The following is a 25,641-nucleotide window of genomic DNA, read 5'->3' on the forward strand; positions in this document are numbered from 1 at the left end:
GGTGATGTCACACCTTGGCGGCGGCGCGGCGCTGCCCCACATGGGCAACGGACACGAAGGAGCATGACTTGGCCACCTTAGGTATGGCGCCCGCCGAGAAGCAGGCGATCGAGGATTTCCGCCGCGACGTCGTCGAACCGTCGATGACCAGCCTCGTCATCATCGATTTTTGGGCGGAATGGTGCGGGCCATGCAAGGCGCTGGGACCGGTGCTGGAGAAGGTCGCCGCGGCCTATGCCGACAAGGGTGTCGTGCTCGCCAAGATCGACACCGACAAGAACCAGTTCATCGCCGCGCAATTCCAGATCAAGTCGATCCCCACCGTCTATGCGATGTTCCAGGGCCAGCTCGTCGCCGACCTGACCAGCGCGCGCACCGAATCGCAGTTGCGCGTCATCCTCGACCAGTTGCTCAAGCAATTGCCGGTCACCGGCCCCGGCGCCGAGGCGGAGGCGGAGATCGAGCCGCTGATCGCGATGGGCGAGGAGGTGCTGGCGAGCGGCGATGCCGAGCGTGCGGTGGCGATCTTCGCGCAACTGATCGAGATGGCGCCGGAGAATCCGGCGGTGCTGTCGGGCCATATCCGCGCGCTGCTTGCCGCCGGCGACGGCGAGGCGGCGCAGGCGGCGATCGACGCGCTGCCCGCCGACATCAAGGATGCCGGCATCGACCGCGCCCGCGCGGCGCTGGCGCTGGCGCAGAGCGCGCCGCCGGCCGCCGACCATGCCGCGCTCGCCGCCGAGGTCGCGGCGCACCCCGACGATCACGAGCGCCGCTTCGCGCTCGCCAATGCGCAGATGGCGGCGGGGGATCGCGACGGCGCCGCGGACAATCTGCTGCATATCGTCGCCGCCGACCGCGGCTGGAACGAGGGCGCGGCGCGTCAGCAGCTGCTCAAGGTGTTCGAGGCGGTCGGACTGGAAGACCCCTGGGTCGCGGCGCAGCGTCGCCGCCTGTCCGCGATCCTGTTCGGATGAGCGCGCCGGCGACCCTCGCCCGGCTGTCGATCTTCCCGCTGCCGGGGGCGTTGCTCTTCCCCGGCATGCACCTGCCGCTGCACATCTTCGAACCGCGCTACCGCGCGATGGTCAGCGATGCGATGGCGCGCGACCGGCGGATCGGTATGATCCAGCCGATGCAGCAGGCGGGCGGCGACACGCTCTACGACATCGGCTGCGTCGGCAAGATCGCCGAGGTCGAGGCGCTGGACGACGGTCGGTACAATCTGGTGCTGGAGGGGATCGCGCTGTTCCGCGTCGTGCGCGAGCTCGACGTGACGACGCCGTTCCGCCAGATCGAGGCGGAACTGCTGCCGCTGGTTGCGGACGACAGCCTGTCGCTCGGCCGGCGGTCCTCGCTGGAGATCGAATCGCGGCGCTTTGCCGAGGCGCATGGCTATAGCGTCGACTGGGAGGCGGTCGGCCGGCTTGACGACGAGAGCCTGGTCAACGGCATCGCACAGATCGCGCCGTTCGACGCGGCGGCGAAACAGGCGTTGCTCGAAGCGCCGGATATCGAGACGCGCGCCGAGCTGATCATCCAGCTGATGCAATTCTTCGGCCGGCACGACGGCGACGAGCGGGTGACGCTGCAATGAGCGGCCTCGACCCCTGGCTGCTCGAACGGCTGGTCTGCCCGGTGACGCGCCAGCCGCTGCGCTATGACGAGGCTGCGCAGGAGCTGGTGTCGGAGGCGGCGGGGCTCGCCTATCCGATCCGCGACGGCGTGCCGGTGCTGCTGCCCGACGACGCGCGGCGGATCGATGCGGGGTCTTCGGCGTAACGCTGCGGAGTGCGTTTGGACAGGTGGGCTTCGCCAGGCTCGGCCCGTTCGGTGGAGGGGGGCCTTCTCCTCAACGGTTCGCCCTCAGCGCGTCGATGGCTAACCGGCAGGCGCGCGGTCCCTGACGCGCGCCTGCCGATGACCCATCATTCCATCTCGAGAATCACCTGATCGACCGCGAGGCTGTCGCCCGCCGCGGCGGCGACCGATTTGACCCGGCCGGCTTTCTCGGCGCGCAGGATATTCTCCATCTTCATCGCCTCGACCACCGCCAGCGGCTGTCCCGCCTCGACCGCATCGCCCGCCGCGACGTCGAGCCGGACGAGCAGCCCCGGCATCGGTGCGATCAGGAAGCGCGACAGGTCGGGCGGTACCTTTTCGAGGAGATGCGCGGCATAGGGTGCGACATGCGCCGGCAGCACACGCGCGACGTGGCTGGCACCGCGCGTCGTCAGACGGAAGCCCGCGCGCGTCGGCGCGATGCGGACCGACAGCACCCGCTCGTCCGCCAGCTCCGCCTCGATCAGCCGGTCGCCGGGCGTATATTCGACGCCGATGTCGAGCGGCGTGCCGTCGACGGTGATCGCATCGGGCGAGACGTGGACGGCATGGTCGGCCTCGCCGATCCGCACCACCCAGTCGGCGGGCGGGTGGAGGCGATGACCGAGCTGGCCGTCGATACGGCGGGCGCGGTCGGCGTGCGCGGTCGCGGCGAAGGCGGCGATGGCGGCGAGTTCGCGCAACAATCCGGATGATGCGGGTGCACCGTGGAAGCCGTCAGGATATTCCTCCGCGATGAAGCCGGTGGTCAGCCGCCCCTCGCGGAAGCGCGGGTGCTGCATCAGCGCCGAGAGGAAGTCGATGTTGGTGCCCGGACCCTCGATCTCGAAGGCGTCGAGCGCGGCGACCTGCGCATCGATCGCCGCCTCGCGCGTCGGCGCCCAGGTGATCAGCTTGGCGATCATCGGATCGTAGAACATGCTGACCTCGCCGCCCTCGGCGACGCCGTCGTCGACGCGGGTGCGGGGCGAATCCTCCCCGGCACGGGGAGGGGGACCACCCGAAGGATGGTGGAGGGGGGGCTCCGCATACGTTGTGCCGTGTGGAAAGCCCCCTCCACCACCCGGCTGCGCCGGGCGGTCCCCCTCCCCGTGCCGGGGAGGATTGTAGCGCACCAGTCGCCCGATGCTCGGGAGGAAGCCGCGGTACGGGTCCTCGGCATAGACGCGGTTCTCGATCGACCAGCCGTCGATGCCGACGTCGCTTTGCCCGAACGCCAGCGGCTCGCCGGCCGCGACGCGGATCATCTGCTCGACCAGATCCAGCCCGGTGATCTCCTCGGTCACCGGATGTTCGACCTGGAGCCGCGTGTTCATCTCGAGGAAGTAGAAGCTCTCCCCGGTCGTGTCCGCACCGGAGACGATCAGCTCCACCGTGCCCGCGCTGTAATAGCCGACCGCCCGTGCCAGCGCGACCGCCTGCTCGCCCATCGCGGCGCGCATCTTGGGCGTGACGAAGGGCGACGGCGCCTCCTCGACCACCTTCTGGTGGCGGCGCTGCACCGAACATTCGCGCTCGTTGAGGTAGACGATGTTGCCGTGCTGGTCGCCGAGCACCTGGATCTCGATGTGGCGCGGGCTCTCGATGAACTTTTCGATGAAGACGCGGTCGTCCCCGAAGCTCGCCAGCCCCTCGCGCTTGGTCGCCTCGAAGCCCTCGCGCACGTCCTGCTCGCTCCAGGCGAGCCGCATGCCCTTGCCGCCGCCGCCGGCCGAGGCCTTCATCATCACCGGATAGCCGATCTCGCCCGCGATTCGCACCGCCTCGTCGGTATCGGCGATCTCGCCGAGATAGCCCGGGACGACGTTGACGCCCGCCTGCTTGGCCAGCTTCTTCGACTCGATCTTGTCGCCCATCGCCGCGATCGCGTTCGGCGGCGGGCCGACGAAGGCGATCCCCGCCTCGGCGCAGGCACGCGCGAAGCTCTCGCGCTCGGACAGAAAGCCGTAGCCGGGGTGGATACAGTCGGCCCCGGTCTCCTTCGCCGCCAGCAGGATCAGCTCGGCCTTGAGATAGCTCTCCGCCGCCGGCGCCGGCCCGAGCCGCACCGCCTCGTCCGCCATCAGCACGTGCGGCGCGCGCGCGTCGGCGTCGGAATAGACCGCGACCGTCTTGATCCCCATCCGCTTGGCGGTGCGGAACACGCGGCAGGCGATCTCGCCGCGATTGGCGACCAGGATTTTCTTGAACACTCGACTCTCCTGCTGTCCCGCCGCCGCGATCAAGTCGACGGCGGACGCGTCTCTCGTCCGGCCGGCTGCTGCCGTTGCCGCTTATTCCGCCGCTTGCGCCAATCGGCATTCCGCCGCCATCGGCGTCACGCCCAGCTTGGCGAACAGCGCCGCATCCTTGTCGTCGCCGGCATTGCCCGCGGTGAGCAACTTGTCGCCGGTGAAGATCGAATTGGCGCCCGCCATGAAGCACAAGGCCTGGGCCGAGTCCGACATGCTCTCGCGCCCCGCCGACAGGCGCACCATGCTCGCCGGCATCGTGATCCGCGCCACCGCGACGGTGCGGACGAACTCGATCTCGTCGATCCTGGCGAGCGGCGTGTCCGCCAACATGTCGCCGAGCACGGTGCCCTTCACCGGCACCAGCGCGTTGACCGGCACGCTGCCGGGATGCTCGGGCAGCGTCGCCAGCGCGTGGACGAAGCCGACGCGGTCGTCGCGCGTCTCGCCCATGCCGACGATGCCGCCGCAGCAGACGTTGATGCCCGCGCCGCGCACCGCGTCCAGCGTGTCGAGCCGCTCCTGGAAGGTCCGGGTCGTGATCACGTCGCCGTAGCGCTCGGGCGAGGTATCGATATTGTGGTTGTAATAGTCGAGCCCCGCCGCCGCGAGCCGGTCGGCCTGGTGCGGCTCGAGCATGCCCAGGGTCATGCACGTCTCGAGCCCCATGCCGCGCACGCCCTCGACCATCGCGACGATCGCGTCCATGTCGCGGTCCTTGGGATTACGCCACGCCGCGCCCATGCAGAAGCGGGTCGAGCCATTGTCCTTGGCCTGCGCCGCCGCCTGCAGCACCGCGCGCACGTCCATCAGCTTGGTCGCCTTGACGCCGCTCTCCGCGCTGACCGACTGCGAGCAATAGCCGCAATCCTCCGGGCAGCCGCCGGTCTTGATCGACAGCAATGTAGAGAGCTGCACCTGCCCGGGCGCGTGATGCGCGCGGTGGACGGTCTGCGCCCGCCATATCAGCTCGTCGAACGGCAGGTCGAACAGCGCCGCGATCTCGTCGCGCGTCCAGTCGTTGCGTACCGCGTTCGTCACTTCGTCCACGTCATTCCCTTCCACCTGCTGCGTCCGAGCGTCCGTCACCTTCGCAAGCCATTGCCGCTGCGCCATTGTCCGAGCGCTCCGCCCGCGCGTTCGCCACTCTCTAGCACGCATTGCGGGTCGCGAAACCGGCGCCACGCCCGCCGGCGCGTGCCGTCGCATCACGCGGCGCCGAGATAGCGCCGGTGTGGCGGCGACGGATCATGTCCTCATGGCGGTCCGGGGCGCCCATTACGCGGCCTTCTCATCGGGCGGCATATTGTGGCCGAGCAGGCGCAGCACCTCCTCCGCCGCCTTGATGAGATTGGTGCCGGGACCGAAGATCGCCTGCACACCGGCATCGCGCAGCGCCTGATAGTCCTGCGCGGGGATGACGCCGCCGGCGATGACCTTGATGTCGGGCCGACCGGCGTCTTTCAGATGGCCGATCAGCTCGGGGATCAGGGTCTTGTGCCCGGCGGCGAGGCTGGACGCGCCGACCACGTCGACATCGCTGTCGAGCGCGAGCGTCGCGGCCTCCTTCGGCGTCTGGAACAGGGGGCCGGGCACCACCTCGAAGCCGAGATCGCCGAACATGCTGCTGACGAGATTGGCGCCGCGGTCATGGCCGTCCTGCCCCATCTTCGCGACCAGCATGCGCGGCTTGCGGCCGAGCCGGCGCTCGGTCGCCTCGACGCCGCGCACCAGCCGCGCCCAGCGCTCGTCGTCGGTATAGGCGCCGCCGTAGACGCCCTTCACCGGCTTCGGATGCGTGCCGAACCGGCCGAACACGTCCTCCATCGCGGCGGAGATCTCGCCGAGCGTGGCGCGCGCGCGGGCGGCGTCGACCGCGAGGGCGAGGAGGTTGGTCTCCGCAAATCCTCCCCGGGACGGGGAGGTGGCAGCCGCAGGCTGACGGAGGGGGGCTTCCACGAGCGGTGCCGTTTGAGGCGAGCCCCCTCCACCATGCTGCGCATGGTCCCCCTCCCCGTCCCGGGGAGGATTGCGCGCGCCCTCGCGCAGCGCGTCGAGCGCGCGCCGGCACGCCGCCTCGTCGCGCGACGCCTTCACCGCGGCGATGCGCCGCACCTGCGCTTCGCGCACCGCGACATTGTCGACGTCGAGGATGTCGATCGGTGCCTCGCCCGCCAGCCGGTATTTGTTGACGCCGACGATCACGTCCTCGCCGCGGTCGACCCGCGCCGCGCGCGCCGCGGCGGCCTCCTCGATCATCGCCTTGGGCCAGCCGGCGGCGACCGCTTTGGCCATGCCGCCCTCGCGCTCGACCCGCTCGATGATCTCCCAGGCGCCGTCGACCAGGCTCTTGGTCAGGCTCTCGACGTAATAGCTGCCGCCGAGCGGGTCGACGACCTTCGTCATCCCCGTCTCTTCCTGCAGCACGATCTGCGTGTTGCGTGCGATTCGCGCGGAGAAGTCGGTGGGCAGCGCGATCGCCTCGTCGAGCGCGTTGGTGTGGAGCGACTGGGTGCCGCCCAGCATCGCCGCCATCGCCTCGATCGTCGTGCGCATGACGTTGTTGTACGGGTCCTGCTCGGTCAGCGACACGCCGCTGGTCTGGCAGTGGGTGCGCAGCATCTTGGAGCGCTCGTCCTTGGCGCCGAGCTGCGTCATTGCGCGATGCCACAGCACCCGCGCGGCGCGCAGCTTGGCCACTTCCATGAAGAAGTTCATGCCGATCGCGAAGAAGAAGCTCAGCCGACCCGCGAATCTGTCGATGTCCAGCCCGCTGGCGACGCCGTATTTCACGTAGTCGATGCCGTCGGCGATGGTGAAGGCGAGCTCGTGGAGCTGCGTCGCCCCCGCCTCCTGCATGTGATAGCCGCTGATCGAGATGCTGTTGAACTTGGGCATCTCGCGCGACGTATAGGCGAAGATGTCCGAGATGATCCGCATGCTCGGCTCGGGCGGGTAGATATAGGTGTTGCGGACCATGAACTCCTTGAGGATATCGTTCTGGATGGTCCCGTCGAGCAGCTTGCGATCGACGCCCTGTTCCTCGCCCGCGACGATGAAGAAGGCGAGGATCGGGATCACCGCACCGTTCATCGTCATGCTGACCGACATCTGATCGAGCGGGATGCCGTCGAACAGGATCTTCATGTCCTCGACGCTGTCGATCGCGACGCCCGCCTTGCCGACGTCGCCGGTGACGCGCGGATGGTCGCTGTCATAGCCGCGGTGGGTGGCAAGATCGAAGGCGACCGAGAGGCCCTTCTGCCCGGCGGCGAGGTTGCGGCGGTAGAAGGCGTTCGATTCCTCCGCGGTCGAAAAGCCGGCATACTGGCGGATCGTCCACGGCCGGCCGGCGTACATCGACGCGCGCACGCCGCGCGTAAAGGGCGCGAAGCCGGGCAGACCGGGGTCCCAGCCGGCGACATCGCCCGCGGTGTAGAGCGGCTTGACGTCGATTCCTTCGGGCGTGTGCCAGGTCAGGTCCTTGCCCTTCACCTCCCTGGCGGCGGCGGCCTGCCAGTCGGCATGGACCGGCTGCGGCGTCGGCTCGGGTACGGCGGCGGAAGCGGGCGCGGCGCCGCTGTCCTCGCCGGTGTTGACCTCAATGTCCGGCAACGGGCGTCTCCATCAATTCGATCAGCACGCCGCCCATGTCCTTCGGATGGACGAAGACGATCGGCGTGCCATGCGCCCCGATCCGCGGGGCGCCGAGCACGCGCGCGCCCTTCGCGGTCAGCTCGGCGACCGCGGCATGAATGTCGGCCACCTCGAAACAGAGGTGATGCTGGCCGCCGGCGGGATTGGCGCGCAGGAAACCGGCGATCGGCGAGGTATCGTCATACGGTTCGATCAGTTCGATCTGCGTATTGGGCGTATCGATGAAGCATACCTTCACGCCCTGCGCCGGCAGGTCGAACGGCTCGCCGATCACAGTGGCGCCGAGCAGATGGCGGTAGCTCTCGACCGCCCGCGCGATCGACGGCGTCGCGACGCCGACGTGGTTGAGGCGGCCGAGGGTCATCATGTCCGTCAATCCTCGATCCGCCGCTGCCGCGTCGCCATGACGGCGCCCTCGATCACGCCTTCGAGCCGGCTGATCCGATCGCGCAAGGTGGAAAGCGCATCCGTCAGGCCGTCGATGTCGCCCGCCATGCGGCTGATCCGGCCATCGAGCTGGTCGAGGCGCGATTGCATCAGGATGACCTGCCGCAGCGCATTGAAGGCATCGCCTACCATGCTCATCGCCGGACCCCCATCTCACGCAGAAATCTGTCGACCCGGCTATGACTTGCGTCGAGTGTCGCGATCATGTGATCAATCGAAGCCGCCATTTTGGGAATGGCGTCATTGGCCTCCGCGACGAGCGCGGCCAGCTCCGCGTCTTCGACAGCCTCTGGACGGGAAAGATATTCTACGGTCGCCTCGCGCACGACATGTCCCACGGACATGCCGTTGTCGCGCGCGAAGGCGTCGAGCGACGCCTTATGTTCGGGGGTGGTCAGAAAGGTCACGCGTTCGGTCTGCATGCGACGTCTCCTTCACATGACCTTATAATGTGCAGGAAAAAGGCTCACAATGGAATGTTGTCGTGCTTCTTCCACGGGTTCTCCAGCGCCTTGCCCTTGAGTTTGCGCAGCCCGAGCGCGATGCGGCGGCGGGTCGAATGCGGCTGGATCACCTCGTCGATAAAGCCCTTGCTCGCCGCGACGAACGGGTTGGCGAAGCGCGCCTCATATTCGGCGGTGCGCTCGGCGATCTCCTCGGGCGTGCGGCCGCGGAAGATGATCTCGACCGCGCCCTTGGCGCCCATCACCGCGATCTCGGCGGTCGGCCAGGCGTAATTGAGGTCGCCGCGCAGATGCTTGGACGCCATCACGTCATAGGCGCCGCCATAGGCCTTGCGGGTGATGACGGTGATCTTGGGCACGGTCGCCTCGGCATAGGCGAAGAGCAATTTGGCGCCGTGCTTGATGATGCCGTTATGCTCCTGCGCGGTGCCGGGCAGGAAGCCGGGCACGTCGACGAAGGTGACGATCGGGATGTCGAAGGCGTCGCAGAAGCGGACGAAGCGCGCGGCCTTCTTCGAGCTGTTGATGTCGAGTACGCCCGCCAGCACCATCGGCTGGTTGGCGACGACGCCGACGGTGCGCCCCTCGATCCGCCCGAAGCCGGTGATGATGTTGGCGGCATGCGTCGGCTGCGTCTCGAAGAAGTCGCCCTCGTCGACCACCTTCCGGATCAGCTCGTGCATGTCATACGGCTGGTTGGCGGAGGCGGGGACGAGCGTGTCGAGGCTCGGCTCGATCCGGTCCCAGGCATCGGCGGTCGGGCGTTCGGGAACGCCCTCGCGGTTCGACAGCGGCAGCAGGTCGATGAAATCGCGCGCGGCGAGCAACGCCTCGATGTCGTTATCGAAGGCATTGTCGGCGACGCTGGTCTTGGTGGTGTGCGTTACCGCGCCGCCGAGCGCTTCCTGCGTCACCACCTCGTTCGTCACCGTCTTGACCACGTCGGGGCCGGTGACGAACATGTAGCTCGAATCCTTCACCATGAAGATGAAGTCGGTCATCGCCGGCGAATAGACCGCGCCGCCCGCGCACGGCCCCATGATCAGGCTGAGCTGCGGCACGACGCCGCTCGCCAGCGCATTGCGCTGGAACACCTCGGCATAGCCGCCGAGGCTCGCCACGCCCTCCTGGATGCGCGCGCCGCCGCTGTCGTTGAGGCCGATCACGGGCGCGCCGACCTTCATCGCCATGTCCATGATCTTGCAGATCTTCTGCGCGTGCCGTTCGGACAGCGAACCGCCGAAGACGGTGAAGTCCTGGCTGAACACGAACACCAGACGGCCGTTGATCGTGCCCGATCCGGTGACGACGCCGTCGCCGGGAATGACCTGCTCCGCCATGCCGAAGTCGACGCAATTATGCTCGACGTACATGTCGACCTCTTCGAAACTGCCCTCGTCGAGCAGGATCTCGAGCCGTTCGCGGGCGGTCAACTTGCCCTTGGCGTGTTGCGCTGCGACCCGTTTTTCGCCGCCGCCCGCTCTGGCGGCGGATCGGCGGCGTTCGAGCTCGTTCAGCGTCGATGACATACACTCTCCTGTTCGCGTCTTTGCCAGCCTAGCGCGCCGTCGCAACTGTGGTTTTGCAAAATTGCAATCGGCAGGTTTGCAAACTAGGGGAGGGGGATGACCCGCCCGGCGCCCCGCCCCCGTTTGTTCGCCGGCGATCGCGTCCGCGCGCTGCGCGCCCGCCTCGCGCTCAGCCAGATGCAGCTCAGCCAGCGGATCGGTATCTCGACCAGCTACCTGTCGCAGATCGAGAGCGGCGACCGGCCGGTGACCGGCGGCGTGCTCGCCGCGCTGGCGCGAGCCTTTCCGCTCGACTGGGTCGACGTCGCGCCGGAGGACGACAGCGCGATGCTGGTCGGCGCGGTCGAGGCGGGGACCGACCCCTCCGTGCCCGCCGCGCTGCTCGACGAGGCCGAGGTGGTCCGCGCGCTCCAGCAGCAGCCGGCGCTGGCGCGGCGGATGATCGCGCTCCACGCCGCCCTGCGCCGCTCGGAGGAACAGTTGCGCGTGCTCGACGATCGCGTCGATGCGCAGGCGACGCCGACGTTGCTTCCTTGGGAAGAGGTGCGCGACTGGTTCCAGGCGAGCGGCAATTACATCGATCCGCTCGACCGCTGCGCCGAGGCGCTCGCCGACGCCTTGCCGCAGGGCCGCGCGCTGATCGAGCGGCTGCAGGCCGCGCATACGGTGCGGGTGATCGACGACGGCATGGCCGCGCCCTTGCGCGCCTATGACGCCGCGGCAGGCACGCTGACGATCGACGGCGCGCAGCCGATCGAGACGCGGCATTTCCAGCTCGCGCATCAGCTGATCCGGCTCGAGGCGGCCGACCTGATCGAAGGGATCGTCGCCGGCGCGCCGCTGCGATCGGAGGCGGCGCGCGAATTGCTGCGCGTCGGCCTCGCCAATTACGGCGCGGGGGCGCTGCTGATGCCCTATGCGCGCTTCCGCGCCGCGGCGCGCGCGGTCCGCCATGATGTCGATGCGTTGCGGCAGCAGTTCGGCGTCAGCTTCGAACAGGTCTGTCACCGGCTGTCGACCCTGCAGCGGCCGGGCCTGCCTGGCGTGCCCTTCTATTTCTGCCGGATCGACATGGCGGGCAATATCACCAAGCGGCATTCGGCGACGCGGCTGCAATTCGCGCAATATGGCGGCGCCTGCCCCTTGTGGGTGGCGCATGAGGCGGTGGCGATCTCCGACCGCATCCTCGTCCAGGTCGCCGAAATGCCCGATGGCGCGCGCTACGTGTCGATGGCCAAGGGGCTGGTCAAGGCGACGTCGAGCTACCGCCAGGTGCCGCGCCGCTATGCGGTGGTGCTGGGCTGCGAGATCGAACATGCGGCGAGCTTCGTTTATGGCGACGGGCTCGACCTTGCCGGCGCGGACGGCGCGACGCCGATCGGCCCGTCGTGCCGCATCTGCCCGCGCCGCGACTGCGACCAGCGCGCCTTTCCGCCGGCCGGGCGCGCGCTGCTCGTCGATCCGGACCGGCGCGCGATCGTCCCCTATCGCTTCGAATGAGCGGCGCGCGCGACGATCCGGTCGGCGGCGATCTCGGCCGGGCGTTCGCGGCGCACCTCGGTGGCGAGGGCAGCGGCGCGTGCCGCCATCGACTGGTCGGCGAGCAGACGCGCCAGCATCGCCGCCGCGGCGCGGCCGTGGAACGCCGCCGGGCGCATCGTCGCCCCGATGCCGAGCCGGGCGACGCGGGCGCCATTGTCGAACTGATCGCCGAAGAAGGGCAGCACGAGCTGCGGCACGCCGGCGCGCATCGCCTGCCCGGTCGTGCCGATGCCGCCATGGTGGACGACCAGCGCGGCGCGCGCGAACAGCGCCGAATGCGGTGCATAGCCGAGCCGCAGCACCGCGCCCTCCTGCACTCGCGCCGCGCCGCCGGTGAGCAGCACAGCGCGCCGGCCGAGCGCGACGGCGGCGGCAGCAGCCTCGGCATAGAAGGTCCCCGGCGCGCGGACGAGGAACGAGCCGAGCGTGAAGACGATCGGCGGCGGCCCTGCGTCGAGGAAGGAGGCGAGCTGCGGATCGTCCGCTTCTTCGGCCCCGTCGTAGAGCGGAAAGCCGATCGCCTCGCTCGCCGGCGGCGCGTCGGGCTGCACCGGGGCGAGCAGAGGGGAGTAGCAGCAGAGGGTCGCGCATTGCGCCGGCACCGGATCGAACACCGGCGCGAGCTTGGCGGCGTTGAGGCCGTGCGCGCGGCGGACCCGGTCGACGGCGCCGCCATAGCGCAACCGCACCGCCCCTTTGACCGCGCCGATCAGCGCGCCGTTCCAGCCGCGGCCGAGGGGGCCGCGCGGCGTCGGGATCAGTGCCGCGCAATCGGGCGCCCGCGGCGGGTCCCAGGCGGAGAATAGCGCCATCGGCTGGAGGTTGATCGCGACCAGCGGCAGCCGGCGCTTCTCGGCGATGATGCCGGCGGCGAGGGCGAACGGCGAGCCGACGACGATGTCCGCATCCGCCGCCAGACCGTCGAGCCGCGCGCTGCTGTCGACGAGCGAGGGCAGGATCACCGCATCGAGCACGAAGCGCCGCCGGGTGATGACCCGCCGCGCCGCGCTCGCCTCATCGATGCCGAGCCGCGCGCAGATGTCGGCGAAGCTCGGCAGGATCGCGTCCGCCGCCAGCCCGGCGGCCCGCACCGTCGCGACATGATCGGCGGGCACCGCGAGCTGCACCGCGACGCCGCGCGCCGCCAGCGCCCGCCCGATCGCGATAAAGGGGTAGAGATCGCCGAGCGATCCGATCGTCACCAGCACGGCCTTCATCGTCACGCCTGTGCCGCTCTGGTATGATGATGCCATGACAGTGCGAATCGGCATCGGCGGCTGGACCTATGCGCCGTGGCGCGACAGCTTCTATCCCGCCAAATGGCCGCAGAAGCGCGAGCTCGATTATGCCGCGGCGCGCCTGACCGCGATCGAGATCAACGGCACCTATTATTCGAGCTTCAAGCCGGCGAGCTTTGCCGGCTGGGCGGCGGCGGTGCCGGACGGCTTCGTCTTCACGCTCAAGGCGTCGCGTTACTGCACCAACCGCAAGGTGTTGGCGGACGCGGGCGAATCGATCGAACGCTTCGTCGGACAGGGGATTGTCGAGCTCGGCGACCGGCTCGGGCCGATCCTGTGGCAGTTCATGGCGACGAAGAGATTCGATCCCGACGACATGGCCGCGTTCCTTGCCTTGCTGCCCGCCGCGCACGCCGGCGTGCCGCTGCGCCATGCGATCCAGGTGCGCCACGACAGCTTTGCCGACCCCGCCTTCATCGCCATGGCGCGCCAGGCGAAGGTCGCGATCGTCTATGCCGATTCGACCGATTATCCGGCGATCGCCGACGTCACCGGCGATTTCGTCTACGCCCGGCTCGAGGCGGCGGAGGAGGCGAATCCTGCCGGCTATAGCGATGCGGCGCTCGACGATTGGGCCGCGGCGGCGCAGGTCTGGGCGGCGGGCGGCCAGCCCGACGGCCTGCCCTATGTGATCGCCGAACCACCGGCGAAGACGCCGCGCGAGACCTTCGTCTTCTTCATCAACGGTGCGAAGGTACGGGCGCCGCACGGCGCGATGGCGCTGATCGACCGCGTGCGGGGCTGACGGTCACATTCCGACCGAGGTCGTCGCTTCCTCGTTCGCCAGTGCCTCGCTCGCCGCCGGCACGTCGGCCGGGGCGGCGGTGACGGTGGGCTTGGCCGGGGCGACGACCAGCGCGGCATTCTCGATCTGGTCGAGCGCATGGCGGGCATCGACGTAGCGATTCGCCGCCTGCATCCAATTGCCCGCATCGCCCGCCCCCGGCAGCCGCGCGACCTCGGCGCGTGCCGCCTCGACCTGGCCGCCTTCGAGCAGGCGACGTGCGCGGGCGAGGCGGTCGGCGGGGCGCGGCGACGGCGTTCCCGCCTTGCGCAGCACGACGAGGCTGCCGAGTTCGCGGCGCAGGCGCGCCCACCAATTGTCACCGCTCACCGTCGCGATCTCGGACGCGATCGCATCGAGCCCCTGGCGGAGGTCTTCCAGCGTCACCGGCTGGCGTGCGGCGTCGATGACGGTGGCGACGGCGCGCGGCTGGGCGGTGCCGAAGCGGTTGCGGAGCTGCTCTTCGAGATAGCCGAGCCCGGTGCCGCGATCGAGCGCGCGGCGTGCCGCCACCGCCACCAGCAGCCCTTCGGCGCGCCCGGCCTGCACGCCGGCCGCGGCGGCGTCGCTGGTCACCGCCGCGGTCCGCGCCTCGAGCGCGGTCAGCTGGCCGGCGAGCGTCGCCTCGCGCGAGGCGAGTGCAGTCGGGTCGAGCGCCGCATTGGTCGCCTGGCCATTGGCGTTGAGCGGCTGCGCGGGATTGAAATTGGCGGGATCGGGCGCGGTGCGCTGACCGGTGGTCGTCACAGCCGTGCCGCCGAGCCAGCCGACGCGCTTCATCAGATAGCCGGTGAGCACCGCACCGGCGACGAAGGCGAGGGCGATGATCGCCAGGAACAGGCCGGTACGGGCGCCGCGCGGGGGCCTGGCGTCGATCGGCTCATAGTCGGTCATGACCTCTTATCCCCGCCCCCTGCCGCACGGTCAATCATAGACAGTGCGAGCGTGCAGAGCGACGTGTCGTCGGGACTCGCGGCGGTGGCGGCGGTGGCCCAGCCGGTGCCCGCGGCGGCGCATACCGCGGGGCTGAGCGCGGCGATCGCACTGCGCGCGCGTCGATCGGCGAGCAGATCGGCGACGCGGCGCGCGGCGCGTACCGAATGGAGCAGCACGACACGGTCCGTCGCGGCGGCGGCGAAGGCGGCGGCATCGACCGGCAGCGCGACGCTGGCATAGACGATCGCCGTCGGATGTCCGCTCGCGACGTGATCGCGGCCGGCAAGGTGCAGCGGCCGGCGCAGCCCTGCCGCATCCGCTGCGGCGAGCGCGGCGGCGACGCCGCCTGCGCCGGTCACCGCGACGTCGAGGCCGGCCGCCGCGGCGACGCGCGCGGTCTGCGACCCGACCGCGATCACCGGCAGCGCGGCGAATACGGCGAGGCCGTCGCCGGCGTGGCGGATCGCATTGGCGCTGGTCAGCAGCAGGCTGTCGAAGCCCGCGGCGGCGGGCGGCGTCCAGGCGACGCCGGTCGCGGCGAACAGCGGCCAGCCGATCGCATCGCCGCCGCCGGCGTGGAGGCGGGCGAGGCTGCGCGCATCGCCCGGCGCCGGCCGCACCACCAGCGCGCCCGGCCAGACGTGCGGCCTCACGGCTGGAACAGCTGCCGCACCACCGCGGGCGCGCGCGCCAGAAGGTCGGCAGCGAGTTCGGCGGCGACGAGCGCACCGTCGGTACCTTCGCCGCTGCCCTCGACCCAGGCGCTGCCGTCCTCGGCGATCAGCTCGGCGCGCAGCGTCAGCATCGCGCCTGACAGCGCGGCGAGCGCCGCGACCGGCGAATGGCAATCCGCACCGAGGTGCGCGAGCAGCGCCCGCTCGGCGGCGACGCAGGCGCTGGTCGCCGGATCGTCGATCGCCGCGACGATCAGCGCGGCACGATGATCGGCATGGCGCACCTCGATCCCGACCGCGCCCTGCGCCGGGGCGGGCAGCATGTCGTCGGTCGCGATCGGCCGGCCGACACCGTCGCGACCGAGCCGGTCGAGCCCCGCCGCGGCGAGCAAGGTCGCCTGCGCCTCGCCCGCCGCCAGCTTAGCGAGGCGCGTATCGACATTGCCGCGGAAGGTGACGACCGACAGGTCTGGCCGCAGCCGCAGCAGTTGCGCGCGCCGCCGCGGCGAGCTGGTGCCGACCACCGCCCCCGCCGGTAGTGCCGCGACAGTGTCCGCGCCGATCAGCCGGTCGCGGACGTCGGCGCGCGGCAGCATCGCCGCGATCCGGATCGCCGCCGGGCGGATCGTCTCGACGTCTTTCATCGAATGGACCGCGGCATCGATCTCCTCCTCGAGCAGCGCGCGGTCGAGTTCCTTGGTCCACAGCGCCTTGCCGCCGATCTCGGCGAGCGGGCGGTCCTGCACCCGGTCGCCGGTGGTGCGGATGACGACCAATGCCACCGTCTCCGCCGCCCAGCCGTGCGCCGCGCACAATGCATCGCGCACCATCGCCGCCTGCGTCAGCGCGAGCGGCGATCCGCGCGTGCCCAGCCTGAAGTTGATCGCCATGCTCGCTCCCGCATCGTCCGCGCCTGCCTTGGCCGAAATCGCCACCCTTCGACAACCTCCGGCAACGCGGGTAAGACGCCTCGCCATGTCGGAACGCATTATCCTCGGGCTGGAATCGTCGTGCGACGAGACCGCCGCGGCCATCGTCACCAGCGATCGGCGCGTGCTCAGCCACCGCCTGCTCGGGCAGGAGAGCGCGCATGCGCCGTTCGGCGGCGTGGTGCCCGAGATCGCGGCGCGCGCGCATGTCGAGGCGCTCGATCCCCTGGTCCGCGCCGCGCTCGCCGATGCCGGGCTGCGGCTCGATCAGGTCGACGCGGTCGCCGCGACCGCCGGCCCCGGGCTGATCGGCGGGGTGATGGTCGCGCTCGTCACCGGCAAGGCGCTGGCGCATGCCGCGGGCAAGCCGCTGATCGCGGTCAATCATCTCGAAGGCCATGCGCTCAGCCCGCGCCTGTCCGATCCCGATCTGGACTTCCCCTATCTGCTGCTGCTCGTATCGGGCGGGCATTGCCAGTTGCTGCTGGTCGAGGGCGTCGCGCGCTATCGCCGGATCGCGACGACGATCGACGATGCCGCGGGCGAGGCGTTCGACAAGACGGCGAAGCTGCTCGGGCTCGGCTTTCCGGGCGGACCGATGGTCGAACAGGCGGCGGCGCGCGGGCGGCCGATCGTGCCGCTGCCGCGCCCGCTCAAGGGCTCGGCCGAGCCGCATTTCTCCTTCGCCGGGCTGAAGAGCGCGGTGGCGCGCGCGGTCGGGCAGCATGAGGGGGACGATATCGCCGCCTCGTTCCAGGCGGCGGTGGTCGACTGTCTGATCGACCGCACCCGTCGCGGCATCGCCGGGGTCGCGGCGACCGCGCTGGTCGTCGCGGGCGGTGTCGCCGCCAATGGCGCGGTGCGCGCCGCCTTGCAGGATCTGGCGGCGGAACGCGGGCTGCGCTTCGTCGCGCCGCCTTTGTGGCTGTGTACCGACAATGCGGCGATGATCGCCTGGGCGGGGGCGGAGCGGTTCGCGGCGGGGCTGACCGACCCGCTCGACGTGCCGGCGCGGGCGCGCTGGCCGCTCGATCCGGATGCGGCGGCGGTGCGGGGTGCAGGAGTGAAGGCATGAGGATCGGGGTGATCGGCGGCGGCGCCTGGGGCACCGCGCTGGCGCAGGTGGCGGCGCATCGCGGTGCGCCGGTGACCTTATGGGCGCGCGAGCCCGAGGTGGTCGCAGCGATCAACACGGCGCAGGAGAACCGGCTGTTCCTCGCCGGCGTGCCGCTGTCGGCGTCGATCCGCGCCACCGGCGACCTTGCCGATCTCGCCGATCGCGACGCCCTGCTCGTCGTCGCGCCGGCGCAGCACGTCCGCGGCGTGCTGAGCCAGCTCGCGCCACGCGGCCAGCCGCTGGTGCTCTGCGCCAAGGGGATCGAGGCGGGGACGCAATTGCTCGTCGGCGAGGTCGCGCGCGCGGTGCAGCCGCAATCACCGGTCGCGGTCCTGTCCGGCCCGACCTTCGCGCATGAGGTCGCCGCCGGCCTGCCGACCGCGGTGACGCTGGCGGCGGCGGACGCGGCACTCGGGCGGGCGCTGTCCGACCGGCTCGCCGCACCGCATTTCCGTCCCTATGCGAGCGACGACGTGATCGGCGCGGAGATCGGCGGCGCGGTCAAGAACGTGCTGGCGATTGCCTGCGGCGTCGTCGACGGCGCCGGGCTCGGCCAGAATGCGCGCGCCGCGCTGATCGCGCGCGGCTTCGCCGAGATGACGCGCTTCGGCCTCGCCCGCGGGGCACGCGCCGAGACGCTCGCCGGCCTGTCCGGCCTCGGCGATCTGGTGCTGACCTGTTCGTCGACGAGCAGCCGCAACTTCTCGCTCGGCGTCGGCCTGGGACAGGGACGTGCCGCGGCGGAGCTGCTCGCCGACCGGCGGACGGTGGCGGAGGGCGCGTTCACCGCCCCGGTGCTGCGCGAGGCGGCGCTGGCGGCAGCGGTCGACATGCCGGTGACGCAGGCGGTCTGCCGCCTGCTGGAGGGTGCGCCGGTCGATGCGGTGGTCGGCGCGTTGCTGGCGCGGCCGTTACGACAGGAAGCGCCGTAACGCCGTCACGATAGAGCCGAACTGGTGCAATATAGCCACAATCGCGCAACATTGTAATCAATAGGTCATAGTTCGGTATTGACGGCGAACGCGGGCTGGCGAAGTTCGTATACGGGCTAGCGAATGATCGCAGCCCGTTAAGGGGCCGTATCAATGAACTGGAGAACGCACGTATCTTGTCTCGCCCTGGTCGGCGGGATGATGGTCGCCGCGCCGGCGATCGCGCAGACCGCCGACAATACCAATGCCGCGCCGCCGCAGACCGATACCGCCGCCGACAGCAGCGACACCAAGGCCGCGACGATCAGCGGCACGGCGCCGGACAGCAGCGGCAGCGGCGAGATCGTCGTCACCGGCACGCGCATCGTGCGCCCCAACATCACCGCTGCGGCGCCGATCACCTCGGTCACCTCCGCCGACATCCGCGCGCAGGCGCCGATCAACGTCGAAGAGGTGCTCAACCGCCTGCCGCAGATCTCGCCGGACAGTCAGCAGAATTATCAGGATTCGGACGGACGCCAGCGGATCAAACTGCGCAGCCTCGGCTTCGAGCGCACGTTGGTGCTCGTCGACGGCAAGCGCCTCGGCACGCAGAACGGGCAGGATACCAACATCATCCCGGTGTCGCTGATCGAGCGCGTCGACGTGCTGACCGGCGGTGCGTCGTCGGTCTACGGCTCCGACGCGATCGCCGGCGTGGTCAATTTCGTCCTCAAGCAGAATTTCACCGGCGTGCGGATCGACGCCAATTACAATTTCTACAATCACAACAACACGTCGAACATCGTCACCAGCGCCGCCCAGGCATCGGGCTTCTCGCCGCGGCTCGGTCAGGTCAATGACGGCGGCCGTTCCGACATCGCGCTGACCGCGGGTACGTCGCTGTTCGACGGCAAGCTCAACCTGTCGGGCTTCGTCAATTATCGCCACGCCGATCTGGTGCCCTATGACGCGCGCTCGATCTCGGCCTGCCAGCTCAATCAGGCGACCAAGGACGGCCCGCTGTCTTGCCAGATCTCGACCTATTCGGTGAGCGGCTATGTCTCACCGAGCACCGGTACCAACGCCGGCCGGCAATATGTCAACGATCCCGCCGGCACGCGCACCTTCGTTCCCTATGGCACCGGCGCGGGCAAGGCCGCCAATCCCTATGACGGCTATTCCTACCAGCGGCAGGACAATCGGGTGAATGCGGGCGGCTTCGTCACGCTGAAGCTCGCCCCCGAGTTCGAGGTCTATGGCTCGGCGCTATGGTTCCGCGACCGCTCGATCAACCGCTATCCGACGCGCGTCTTCGCCGCGGCGAACTACGGGTCCGATCCGTTCCTGGTCAATTGCAACAACCCGTTCCTGTCGACGCAGCAGGCGGGCATCCTGTGCGGCGCGGCCGCAGGCACCGCGACGCAGGTGCCGGTCGACATCCGCTATCGGTTCAACGCGCCGTTCATGACCGATACCTATACCAACACCGGCATCCGCGCGACCGCGGGCGTGCGCGGCAAGGTCGGCGATGCCTGGACCTATGACGTCGGCGGCGTCTTCTCACGCAACCAGCAGATCTGGGATTCGTCGCGCCTGCCGAGCTTCGACCGGGTCAACAACGCGCTCAACGTCGTCAACGTCAACGGCGTGCCGACCTGCGCGAGCGGTGCGGCGGGCTGCGTGCCGTTTGACGCGTTCAGCGCCGGCAACAGCAACCAGGCGTTGATCAACTATCTGTACGGCGACCTCGCCCCGGCGATCCAGAAGCAGGTCGGCCTGCTCTACGACGTGCAGGCGAACATGACCGGCGACCTCGGCACATACGGCATCACCTCGCCGCTCGCCACCGACGGCGTCGCCTTCGCGCTCGGCACGGAATTCCGCAAGGACCGCCAGTTCTCGCAGCTGACGCCGGGCTTCATCGAGGATTACGGCGGCTCGCCGTCCGATCTTGCCCAGCATGTCTGGGAGTCCAATATCGAGGTGCAGGCGCCGCTGATCCAGGATCGCCCGTTCGCGCATCTGCTGCAGGCCAATGGTGCCTACCGCCTGTCCAAGTACAGCAGCAACCCGAACAAATTCACCACCTGGAAGATCGAGGGCCTGTACGCGCCGGTCGCCGACCTGACGCTGCGCGCCTCGTTCAACAAGGCGCAGCGTGCGCCGACCGTGGTCGAGGCCTATCAGGCGTCGAACATCAGCTATACGCGGCAGGGCGGTTCGCAGAACGATTTCTGCGCGCCGACGGTGACGACCGTCAACGGCGTCACCACCTACGGCGCGCCGATCGCCTCGCGGGAGGTGTGCCGCGCCACCGGCCTGTCGGATACGCTGTACGGCAGCACGACGTTGCTCTGCCCCAACGACCAGTGCACGGTGCGTTCGGGCGGCTTCACCGCCGATCCGGAGACCGCCTACACCCAGACCTACGGTCTGGTGGTCAAGCCGCGCTTCGTGAAGGGTCTGGTGTTTTCGGTCGATCGCTACCGGATCAAGATCAACAACTCGCTCGGCTATAACGATTACAGCTATTACACCGACGGCTGCCTGCGCTCGGGCGGCGATTCCTTCTTCTGTTCGGGGATCGTCCGCGACGCCAACGGCACGCTGTATGCGGCGGCGGCGAACAATCCGACCAGCGGCTTCATCCGTCAGGGTACGACCAATTACTATCTGTCGATCGCCCGCGGCTGGGACTTCCAGGGCAGCTATGCGCTCGGCCTCGGCGGCGCCGGGCGGCTCGATTTCGACTTCAACGGCTCGCTGACCACCTTTGCCGGCGGGCAGGATTCGCCGGTCCAGCCGCAGCGCAATTGCACCGGCTATTTCGGCAACGGGTGCAGCCAGTTGCTGCCGAAGTGGTCGCATGGCCTGCGCACCACCTATTCGACCGCGGACAATGTCTTCAACGCCTCGTTCAACTGGCGCTACGTCGGTTCGCTGACCAGCGCCAACAATTCGGGCGACGAAGCGATCGGCGGCACGCCGGACCGGGCGCAGACGACCTTCTACCGGATCGCACCGACCAGCTATTTCGACCTCGCGCTGACCTTCAACATCGCGCGGCAGTTCGCCTTCCGCGTGATCGCGAACAACCTGTTCGACAAGAACCCGCCGATCCTGGCGAATTCGTACAGCATCAGCCTCGCGCGCAACAATACGATCCCGCAGCGCTACGACGCGCTCGGGCGCAACATCGCGATCGGCACGACGATCACCTTCTGATCGCCGTCACCGACCATGACGACGAGGCCCGCCGGAGCGATCCGGCGGGCCTTTGCGTATCAGCGCGCCAGTTCGCGCCAGCCGATGTCGCGGCGGTGGAAACCGTCAGCATAATCGATCGCCGCGACGCCGTGGTACGCCGCGTCGCGCGCCGCGCGGATGTCGGTGCCGGTGGCGGTCACCGCGAGAACCCGCCCACCCGACGCGACCAGCCTATCACCGTCCTGCCGCGTGCCGGCCTGGAAGACGATCGCGCCGGTCGCCTCCGCCGCGTCGATGCCGCGGATCGCGCCGCCGGGCGCCGGCGTGCCGGGATAGCCCGCCGCCGCGATCACCACCGTCATCGCCGCCTCGTCCCGGAAGGCGGCGGGCGACAATTCGCCGAGCCGGCCCCGTGCCACCGCCAGCATCGTCTCAAGAAGATCGCCGGCGAAGCGCGGCATCAGCACCTGGCATTCGGGATCGCCGAACCGCGCATTATATTCGATCAGCTTGGGGCCGGTCGCGGTCAGCATCAGCCCGGCGTAGAGGACGCCGCTGAACGGCGTGCCGCGCTCGGCGAGCGCCTTCACCGTCGGTGCGACGATCTCGTCGAGCGCGCGCCGTTCCAGCGCCGGCGTCAGCACCGGGGCGGGGCTGTAGGCGCCCATGCCGCCGGTATTGGGGCCGGTATCGCCCTCGCCGACGCGCTTGTGGTCCTGCGCGCTGCCGAACGGCAGCAGCGCGACGCCGTCGGTGAGCACGAACAGGCTCGCCTCCTCGCCGTCGAGGAACTCCTCGATCACCACCGGCGCATCGCCGCCGTCGAACATCGTGTCGAACGCCGCGGCCGCCTCCGCCTCGCTGGTCGCGATCACCACGCCCTTGCCCGCGGCGAGTCCGTCCGCCTTGATCACGACGGGATAGGAGAAGGTGCTCGCCAGCGCCGCCTCCGCCTCGGTGCGATTGCCGACCCGGACATAGCCTGCGGTCGGGATGTCCGCCTCGCGGCACAAATCCTTGGTGAAGCCCTTCGATCCTTCCAGCTGCGCGGCGGCCCTGTCCGGCCCGAACACCGGCACGCCCGCGGCGCGCAGGCTATCGGCAAGACCATCGACCAGCGGCGCCTCCGGCCCGATCACGACGAGACCAACGTCATGGTCCGCCACGAAATCCACCACCGCGGCATGATCGGTCGCATCGAGCGCGACGCAGGTCGCATGGCGCGCGACGCCGGGGTTGCCAGGCGCGGCATAGAGCGTATCGAGGAGGGCCGATTGCGCCAGTTTCCAAGCGAGTGCGTGCTCGCGGCCACCTGAGCCCAACAGCAGGACGTTCATGCCAGAGTTCCTATCCGATACCGACGACGCCCGGCTGCTAGCCGAGGAGCGCCCCGGCGACAACGCGCTCGCCCTGTCGGTCGGCGAACTCAGCTTCAAACTCAAGCGGCTGGTCGAGGGTGAGTTCGGCCACGTCCGCGTCCGCGGCGAAATCTCGGGCTATAAGCGCGCCGCCTCGGGGCACGTCTATCTCGCGCTCAAGGACGATGCCGCGGTGATCGACGGCGTGATGTGGAAGGGGCAGGTCAATGCGCTCGCCTTCGCGCCGCAGGACGGGATCGAGGTGATCGCGACCGGCAAGCTCACCACTTATCCCGGCCGCTCCAAATATCAGATCGTCATCGAACGGATGGAGCTCGCCGGCGCCGGCGCGCTGATGGCCCTGTTCGAGAAACTCAAGGCGAAGCTCGCCGGCGAAGGCCTGTTCGAGGGCGCGCGCAAGCGGCGGCTGCCCTATCTGCCGCGGACGATCGGCGTCGTCACCTCGCCGACCGGCGCGGTGATCCGCGACATCCTCCACCGGCTCGAGGATCGCTGCCCGAGCCACGTCCTGGTCTGGCCGGTCAAGGTGCAGGGGCAGGGGGCGGCCGAAGAGGTCGCCGCGGCGGTGCGCGGGTTCGACGCGATGCCGGCGGACGGCCCGGTGCCGCGCCCCGACCTCGTCATCGTCGCGCGCGGCGGCGGCTCGATCGAGGATCTGTGGGCGTTCAACGAGGAAGCGGTGGTCCGCGCGGTCGCCGACTGCACGATCCCGATCATCTCCGCGGTCGGGCACGAGACCGACACGACCTTGTGCGACTTCGCCGCCGACCTGCGCGCGCCGACGCCGACCGCGGCGGCGGAACTGGCGGTGCCGGTGCTCGCCGATCTGCGGCATACGATCCAGAGCCATGCCGCGCGCACGCAGCGCTGCGCCCACCGCTATGTCGAGCGCGGGCGCGAGCGGATGACCGCGCTCGCGCGGCTGCTGCCGAAGCGCGACGCCTTGCTCGGCCCGCAGCGCCAGCGCGCCGACGACGCCGGCCAGCGGCTCGACCGCGGGTTGGAGCGGCGGGTGACGCTGGCGCGCGGCCAGCTCGATCGGGCGGGTGGCGCCTTGCGTCCGGCGGCGTTGCAGCAGCAGCTCGACCGCCAGCGCGACCGGCTCGCCGCGACATGGCGGCTGGTGCAGTCGCTCAACCCCGATGCGGTGCTCGATCGCGGCTATGCCCGCGTCACCGCGCGCCGGGAGGATGGGGCAGGGGAAACGCTCGCCTCCGCCGCGGCGGTGCGCGCGGCGGGCGCGGTGACGCTGCGCTTCCGCGACGGCAGCGTCGATGCGACGGTCGACGATGCCGCGCCGGACCGCCCCGGCGAGCGCAAGGTTGAGCGCAAGCCCGCCAAGACCTATCCCCGCGCCGACCAGCCGACGCTGTTTTGACAGGACCCTGACATGCTCGTTTCGAATTCGGACCGCCCGGCGCGGCTTCATTATATGGCCAACGGCTTTCGCGTCCTGACCCCCGGCGACCATGTCGTCTGCGCGGTGAGCGGCGCGCGCATTCCGATCGACAGCCTGCGCTATTGGAGCGTCGACCGCCAGCACGCCTATGCGAGCGCGCATCTCGCCAGCGAGGCGCTGCGCCCGCAATGAGGCTTGCCGCGCTGCTGCTGCTCGCCGCGATCGCACCCGCCGCGGCGGCGATGCCGCAGGCGGCGCCGCTTGCCGCTCCTGCTTTCCGCTGGACCGGCGTGCCGACGCAGGGCGGGCTGATCAGCGGCACCGCACCCGCGGGCAGCGTGTCGGTGACGCTCGACGGCCAGCCGGTCGAGCTCACCGATCGACGCTTCATCGCCGGCTTCGACCGCGACGCTGCGCCGCAGGCGATGCTGGTCGCGACGCTCGCCGACGGCCGGCAAATCAGCCAGACACTGTCGGTCGCGCCGCGCGCGTGGCGGATCGAGCGGCTCGACCGGCTCGCCAAATTTCCCGCCCCCGACCCGGTGATGGCGCGACTGCGCCCGCCCGAGCTCGCGCGGATCGTCGCCGCCCGCGCGCGCGTCACCGATGCCGAGGGCTGGCGGCAGACGTTCCGCTGGCCGGCGACCGGCCGCATCTCCGGCCTGTTCGGCACGCAACGCATCTATCGCGGCGAGCCGGGCAGCTATCATTCGGGGATCGACATCGCCAAGCCGACCGGTGCGCCGGTGACCGCGCCCGCCGACGGCGTCGTCATCCTCGCCGCCGACCAGCCGTTCACGCTCGAAGGGCATCTGCTGATGCTCGACCATGGCCATGGCCTCAACAGCGCCTTCCTGCATCTCTCGCGGATCGACGTCCGCGTCGGCGATCATGTCCGCCAGGGCGAGCCGATCGGCCTGGTCGGCGCGACCGGACGCGCGACGGGGCCGCATCTCCACTGGAGCCTGCGCTGGAACGACGCGCGGCTCGACCCGCTGCTCGTCGCGGGGCCGATGCCGGGCGCGTAGCGCTGCCTGCTTAAACGACATTTCCGTACATTATGCTGCGTTTGCGAGCAGCCGGAACGTTGCAGCGGCCTCTTGGGGGCGCAAATTGTGTCATTTGGGCGACACATTGCAGCAAAGCTGACCCTTATTGGACATGCGGGTTTACACGAAAAAAATCCCCCTGCATTTCAGGCGCATGTCTCTTGACGGTCGCCCCCCGCGGCCAAGGGGGGCTTGGCAAATACCCGCGCCGGCACCGCCATAGCGGGCCGGCCCGTTAGGGTC

The 25,641-nt window shown here is 69.9% G+C and carries 23 protein-coding genes; 11 read left to right on the forward strand and 12 right to left on the reverse strand.

All coding sequences use genetic code 11. The features are described 5' to 3' along the window. The first annotated feature begins 83 nt into the window (after positions 1–83). The 3 genes from V8201_RS13910 to V8201_RS13920 are packed head-to-tail and all read left to right on the forward strand — an operon-like array spanning position 84 to position 1,782. On the forward strand, positions 84–977 hold the full coding sequence (locus V8201_RS13910) for a tetratricopeptide repeat protein (protein WP_037531638.1): 894 nt from the start codon (positions 84–86) through the stop codon (positions 975–977). Then, positions 974–1,597, forward strand: a complete 624-nt coding sequence (locus V8201_RS13915; protein WP_037531640.1) for an LON peptidase substrate-binding domain-containing protein — start codon at positions 974–976, stop codon at positions 1,595–1,597. Before V8201_RS13910 ends, V8201_RS13915 begins: the two co-directional genes overlap by 4 nt. After that, positions 1,594–1,782 carry a Trm112 family protein gene (locus tag V8201_RS13920; protein ID WP_336545660.1) on the forward strand — a complete coding sequence of 63 codons (189 nt, stop codon included), beginning with the start codon at positions 1,594–1,596 and terminating at the stop codon, positions 1,780–1,782. The genes V8201_RS13915 and V8201_RS13920 overlap by 4 nt, the downstream gene beginning before the upstream one ends. A 146-nt stretch (positions 1,783–1,928) precedes the next feature. On the opposite strand, the gene V8201_RS13925 is transcribed toward V8201_RS13920, so the two are convergent. From V8201_RS13925 to V8201_RS13955, 7 genes are all read right to left on the reverse strand, one after another. After that, complete coding sequence (locus V8201_RS13925) at positions 1,929–4,034, reverse strand: ATP-binding protein (protein WP_336545661.1); 2,106 nt, start codon at positions 4,032–4,034, stop codon at positions 1,929–1,931. 81 nt (positions 4,035–4,115) lie between these two features. Continuing rightward, positions 4,116–5,123, reverse strand: a complete 1,008-nt coding sequence (gene bioB, locus V8201_RS13930) for a biotin synthase BioB (RefSeq protein ID WP_336545662.1) — start codon at positions 5,121–5,123, stop codon at positions 4,116–4,118. Positions 5,124–5,351: 228 nt separating this feature from the next. After that, the gene (gene scpA / locus V8201_RS13935; RefSeq protein WP_336545663.1) at positions 5,352–7,688 is read right to left on the reverse strand and encodes a methylmalonyl-CoA mutase; all 2,337 of its coding nucleotides are present in this window, start codon (positions 7,686–7,688) and stop codon (positions 5,352–5,354) included. Then, positions 7,675–8,094: a methylmalonyl-CoA epimerase gene (mce, locus tag V8201_RS13940; protein ID WP_037531700.1), complete on the reverse strand. Its 420-nt coding sequence runs from the start codon at positions 8,092–8,094 to the stop codon at positions 7,675–7,677. Before mce ends, scpA begins: the two co-directional genes overlap by 14 nt. 8 nt (positions 8,095–8,102) lie before the next feature. Further along, positions 8,103–8,315: a hypothetical protein gene (locus tag V8201_RS13945; RefSeq protein WP_037531646.1), complete on the reverse strand. Its 213-nt coding sequence runs from the start codon at positions 8,313–8,315 to the stop codon at positions 8,103–8,105. Beyond that, complete coding sequence (locus V8201_RS13950) at positions 8,312–8,599, reverse strand: hypothetical protein (protein WP_037531649.1); 288 nt, start codon at positions 8,597–8,599, stop codon at positions 8,312–8,314. The genes V8201_RS13945 and V8201_RS13950 overlap by 4 nt, the downstream gene beginning before the upstream one ends. Positions 8,600–8,643: 44 nt before the next feature. Then, positions 8,644–10,170, reverse strand: coding sequence for an acyl-CoA carboxylase subunit beta (locus V8201_RS13955; RefSeq protein WP_271299926.1), 1,527 nt, complete (start codon positions 10,168–10,170; stop codon positions 8,644–8,646). Between the two features lie 96 nt (positions 10,171–10,266). Here V8201_RS13955 and V8201_RS13960 point away from each other — a divergent pair, with 96 nt between their 5' ends. Continuing rightward, the gene (locus V8201_RS13960) at positions 10,267–11,670 is read left to right on the forward strand and encodes a helix-turn-helix domain-containing protein (protein WP_336545664.1); all 1,404 of its coding nucleotides are present in this window, start codon (positions 10,267–10,269) and stop codon (positions 11,668–11,670) included. On the opposite strand, the gene V8201_RS13965 is transcribed toward V8201_RS13960, so the two are convergent. Continuing rightward, positions 11,655–12,929: a glycosyltransferase gene (locus V8201_RS13965; protein WP_336545689.1), complete on the reverse strand. Its 1,275-nt coding sequence runs from the start codon at positions 12,927–12,929 to the stop codon at positions 11,655–11,657. The two genes, V8201_RS13960 and V8201_RS13965, sit on opposite strands and share 16 nt — an antisense overlap. A gap of 34 nt (positions 12,930–12,963) precedes the next feature. Here V8201_RS13965 and V8201_RS13970 point away from each other — a divergent pair, with 34 nt between their 5' ends. Beyond that, positions 12,964–13,755 (forward strand): DUF72 domain-containing protein, encoded by a 792-nt coding sequence (locus V8201_RS13970; protein WP_271299929.1) that lies wholly within the window; start codon positions 12,964–12,966, stop codon positions 13,753–13,755. Positions 13,756–13,758: 3 nt separating this feature from the next. On the opposite strand, the gene V8201_RS13975 is transcribed toward V8201_RS13970, so the two are convergent. From V8201_RS13975 to hemC, 3 genes are read right to left on the reverse strand one after another with little or no spacing between them, the layout of a single operon-like run. After that, positions 13,759–14,688 carry a hypothetical protein gene (locus V8201_RS13975; protein WP_336545665.1) on the reverse strand — a complete coding sequence of 310 codons (930 nt, stop codon included), beginning with the start codon at positions 14,686–14,688 and terminating at the stop codon, positions 13,759–13,761. Beyond that, a complete protein-coding gene (locus tag V8201_RS13980; protein WP_336545666.1) occupies positions 14,685–15,383 on the reverse strand; it encodes a uroporphyrinogen-III synthase in 699 nt (232 codons plus the stop codon). The genes V8201_RS13975 and V8201_RS13980 overlap by 4 nt, the downstream gene beginning before the upstream one ends. Then, entirely contained in the window at positions 15,380–16,294 is a 915-nt protein-coding gene (gene hemC, locus V8201_RS13985; RefSeq protein WP_037531659.1) for a hydroxymethylbilane synthase, read from the reverse strand. The genes V8201_RS13980 and hemC overlap by 4 nt, the downstream gene beginning before the upstream one ends. Positions 16,295–16,379: 85 nt before the next feature. Here hemC and tsaD point away from each other — a divergent pair, with 85 nt between their 5' ends. The 3 genes from tsaD (at position 16,380) to V8201_RS14000 (ending at position 21,589) form a co-directional block, all read left to right on the forward strand. Next, complete coding sequence (gene tsaD, locus V8201_RS13990; protein WP_336545667.1) at positions 16,380–17,408, forward strand: tRNA (adenosine(37)-N6)-threonylcarbamoyltransferase complex transferase subunit TsaD; 1,029 nt, start codon at positions 16,380–16,382, stop codon at positions 17,406–17,408. Then, entirely contained in the window at positions 17,405–18,382 is a 978-nt protein-coding gene (locus V8201_RS13995) for an NAD(P)H-dependent glycerol-3-phosphate dehydrogenase (RefSeq protein ID WP_336545668.1), read from the forward strand. The genes tsaD and V8201_RS13995 overlap by 4 nt, the downstream gene beginning before the upstream one ends. 153 nt (positions 18,383–18,535) lie before the next feature. Further along, on the forward strand, positions 18,536–21,589 hold the full coding sequence (locus tag V8201_RS14000; protein ID WP_271299933.1) for a TonB-dependent receptor plug domain-containing protein: 3,054 nt from the start codon (positions 18,536–18,538) through the stop codon (positions 21,587–21,589). A 59-nt stretch (positions 21,590–21,648) separates the two neighbouring features. Here the strand turns inward: V8201_RS14000 and purD are convergent, their stop codons facing one another. Then, positions 21,649–22,908, reverse strand: a complete 1,260-nt coding sequence (purD, locus tag V8201_RS14005; RefSeq protein WP_336545669.1) for a phosphoribosylamine--glycine ligase — start codon at positions 22,906–22,908, stop codon at positions 21,649–21,651. Here purD and xseA point away from each other — a divergent pair. Genes xseA through V8201_RS14020 form a run of 3 tightly spaced genes read left to right on the forward strand, consistent with a single transcriptional unit; the run spans position 22,907 to position 25,377 of the window. Continuing rightward, positions 22,907–24,328, forward strand: coding sequence for an exodeoxyribonuclease VII large subunit (gene xseA / locus V8201_RS14010; protein WP_336545670.1), 1,422 nt, complete (start codon positions 22,907–22,909; stop codon positions 24,326–24,328). The two genes, purD and xseA, sit on opposite strands and share 2 nt — an antisense overlap. A gap of 12 nt (positions 24,329–24,340) precedes the next feature. Continuing rightward, positions 24,341–24,541 carry a DUF2093 domain-containing protein gene (locus tag V8201_RS14015; RefSeq protein ID WP_037531669.1) on the forward strand — a complete coding sequence of 67 codons (201 nt, stop codon included), beginning with the start codon at positions 24,341–24,343 and terminating at the stop codon, positions 24,539–24,541. Continuing rightward, positions 24,538–25,377, forward strand: coding sequence for a M23 family metallopeptidase (locus V8201_RS14020; protein WP_336545671.1), 840 nt, complete (start codon positions 24,538–24,540; stop codon positions 25,375–25,377). The genes V8201_RS14015 and V8201_RS14020 overlap by 4 nt, the downstream gene beginning before the upstream one ends. Positions 25,378–25,641: the final 264 nt, after the last annotated feature.

This window comes from Sphingomonas kyungheensis (assembly GCF_037120395.1).
Taxonomy (GTDB): Bacteria; Pseudomonadota; Alphaproteobacteria; order Sphingomonadales; family Sphingomonadaceae; genus Sphingomonas; species Sphingomonas kyungheensis.

Bases quoted from the DNA above. Each gene is read 5' to 3' on its own strand.
- V8201_RS13915 (WP_037531640.1), top strand. From the start codon at position 974: ATGAGCGCGCCGGCGACCCTCGCCCGGCTGTCGATCTTCCCGCTGCCG.
- V8201_RS14015 (WP_037531669.1), top strand. From the start codon at position 24,341: ATGCTCGTTTCGAATTCGGACCGCCCGGCGCGGCTTCATTATATGGCC.
- V8201_RS13960 (WP_336545664.1), top strand. From the start codon at position 10,267: ATGACCCGCCCGGCGCCCCGCCCCCGTTTGTTCGCCGGCGATCGCGTC.
- V8201_RS13955 (WP_271299926.1), bottom strand. From the start codon at position 10,170: ATGTCATCGACGCTGAACGAGCTCGAACGCCGCCGATCCGCCGCCAGA.
- V8201_RS13965 (WP_336545689.1), bottom strand. From the start codon at position 12,929: ATGAAGGCCGTGCTGGTGACGATCGGATCGCTCGGCGATCTCTACCCC.
- V8201_RS14000 (WP_271299933.1), top strand. From the start codon at position 18,536: ATGAACTGGAGAACGCACGTATCTTGTCTCGCCCTGGTCGGCGGGATG.
- V8201_RS13950 (WP_037531649.1), bottom strand. From the start codon at position 8,599: ATGCAGACCGAACGCGTGACCTTTCTGACCACCCCCGAACATAAGGCG.
- tsaD (WP_336545667.1), top strand. From the start codon at position 16,380: ATGTCGGAACGCATTATCCTCGGGCTGGAATCGTCGTGCGACGAGACC.
- hemC (WP_037531659.1), bottom strand. From the start codon at position 16,294: ATGGCGATCAACTTCAGGCTGGGCACGCGCGGATCGCCGCTCGCGCTG.
- V8201_RS13945 (WP_037531646.1), bottom strand. From the start codon at position 8,315: ATGAGCATGGTAGGCGATGCCTTCAATGCGCTGCGGCAGGTCATCCTG.
- V8201_RS13970 (WP_271299929.1), top strand. From the start codon at position 12,964: ATGACAGTGCGAATCGGCATCGGCGGCTGGACCTATGCGCCGTGGCGC.
- mce (WP_037531700.1), bottom strand. From the start codon at position 8,094: ATGACCCTCGGCCGCCTCAACCACGTCGGCGTCGCGACGCCGTCGATC.
- V8201_RS14020 (WP_336545671.1), top strand. From the start codon at position 24,538: ATGAGGCTTGCCGCGCTGCTGCTGCTCGCCGCGATCGCACCCGCCGCG.
- xseA (WP_336545670.1), top strand. From the start codon at position 22,907: ATGCCAGAGTTCCTATCCGATACCGACGACGCCCGGCTGCTAGCCGAG.
- V8201_RS13995 (WP_336545668.1), top strand. From the start codon at position 17,405: ATGAGGATCGGGGTGATCGGCGGCGGCGCCTGGGGCACCGCGCTGGCG.
- V8201_RS13920 (WP_336545660.1), top strand. From the start codon at position 1,594: ATGAGCGGCCTCGACCCCTGGCTGCTCGAACGGCTGGTCTGCCCGGTG.
- V8201_RS13975 (WP_336545665.1), bottom strand. From the start codon at position 14,688: ATGACCGACTATGAGCCGATCGACGCCAGGCCCCCGCGCGGCGCCCGT.
- V8201_RS13910 (WP_037531638.1), top strand. From the start codon at position 84: ATGGCGCCCGCCGAGAAGCAGGCGATCGAGGATTTCCGCCGCGACGTC.
- purD (WP_336545669.1), bottom strand. From the start codon at position 22,908: ATGAACGTCCTGCTGTTGGGCTCAGGTGGCCGCGAGCACGCACTCGCT.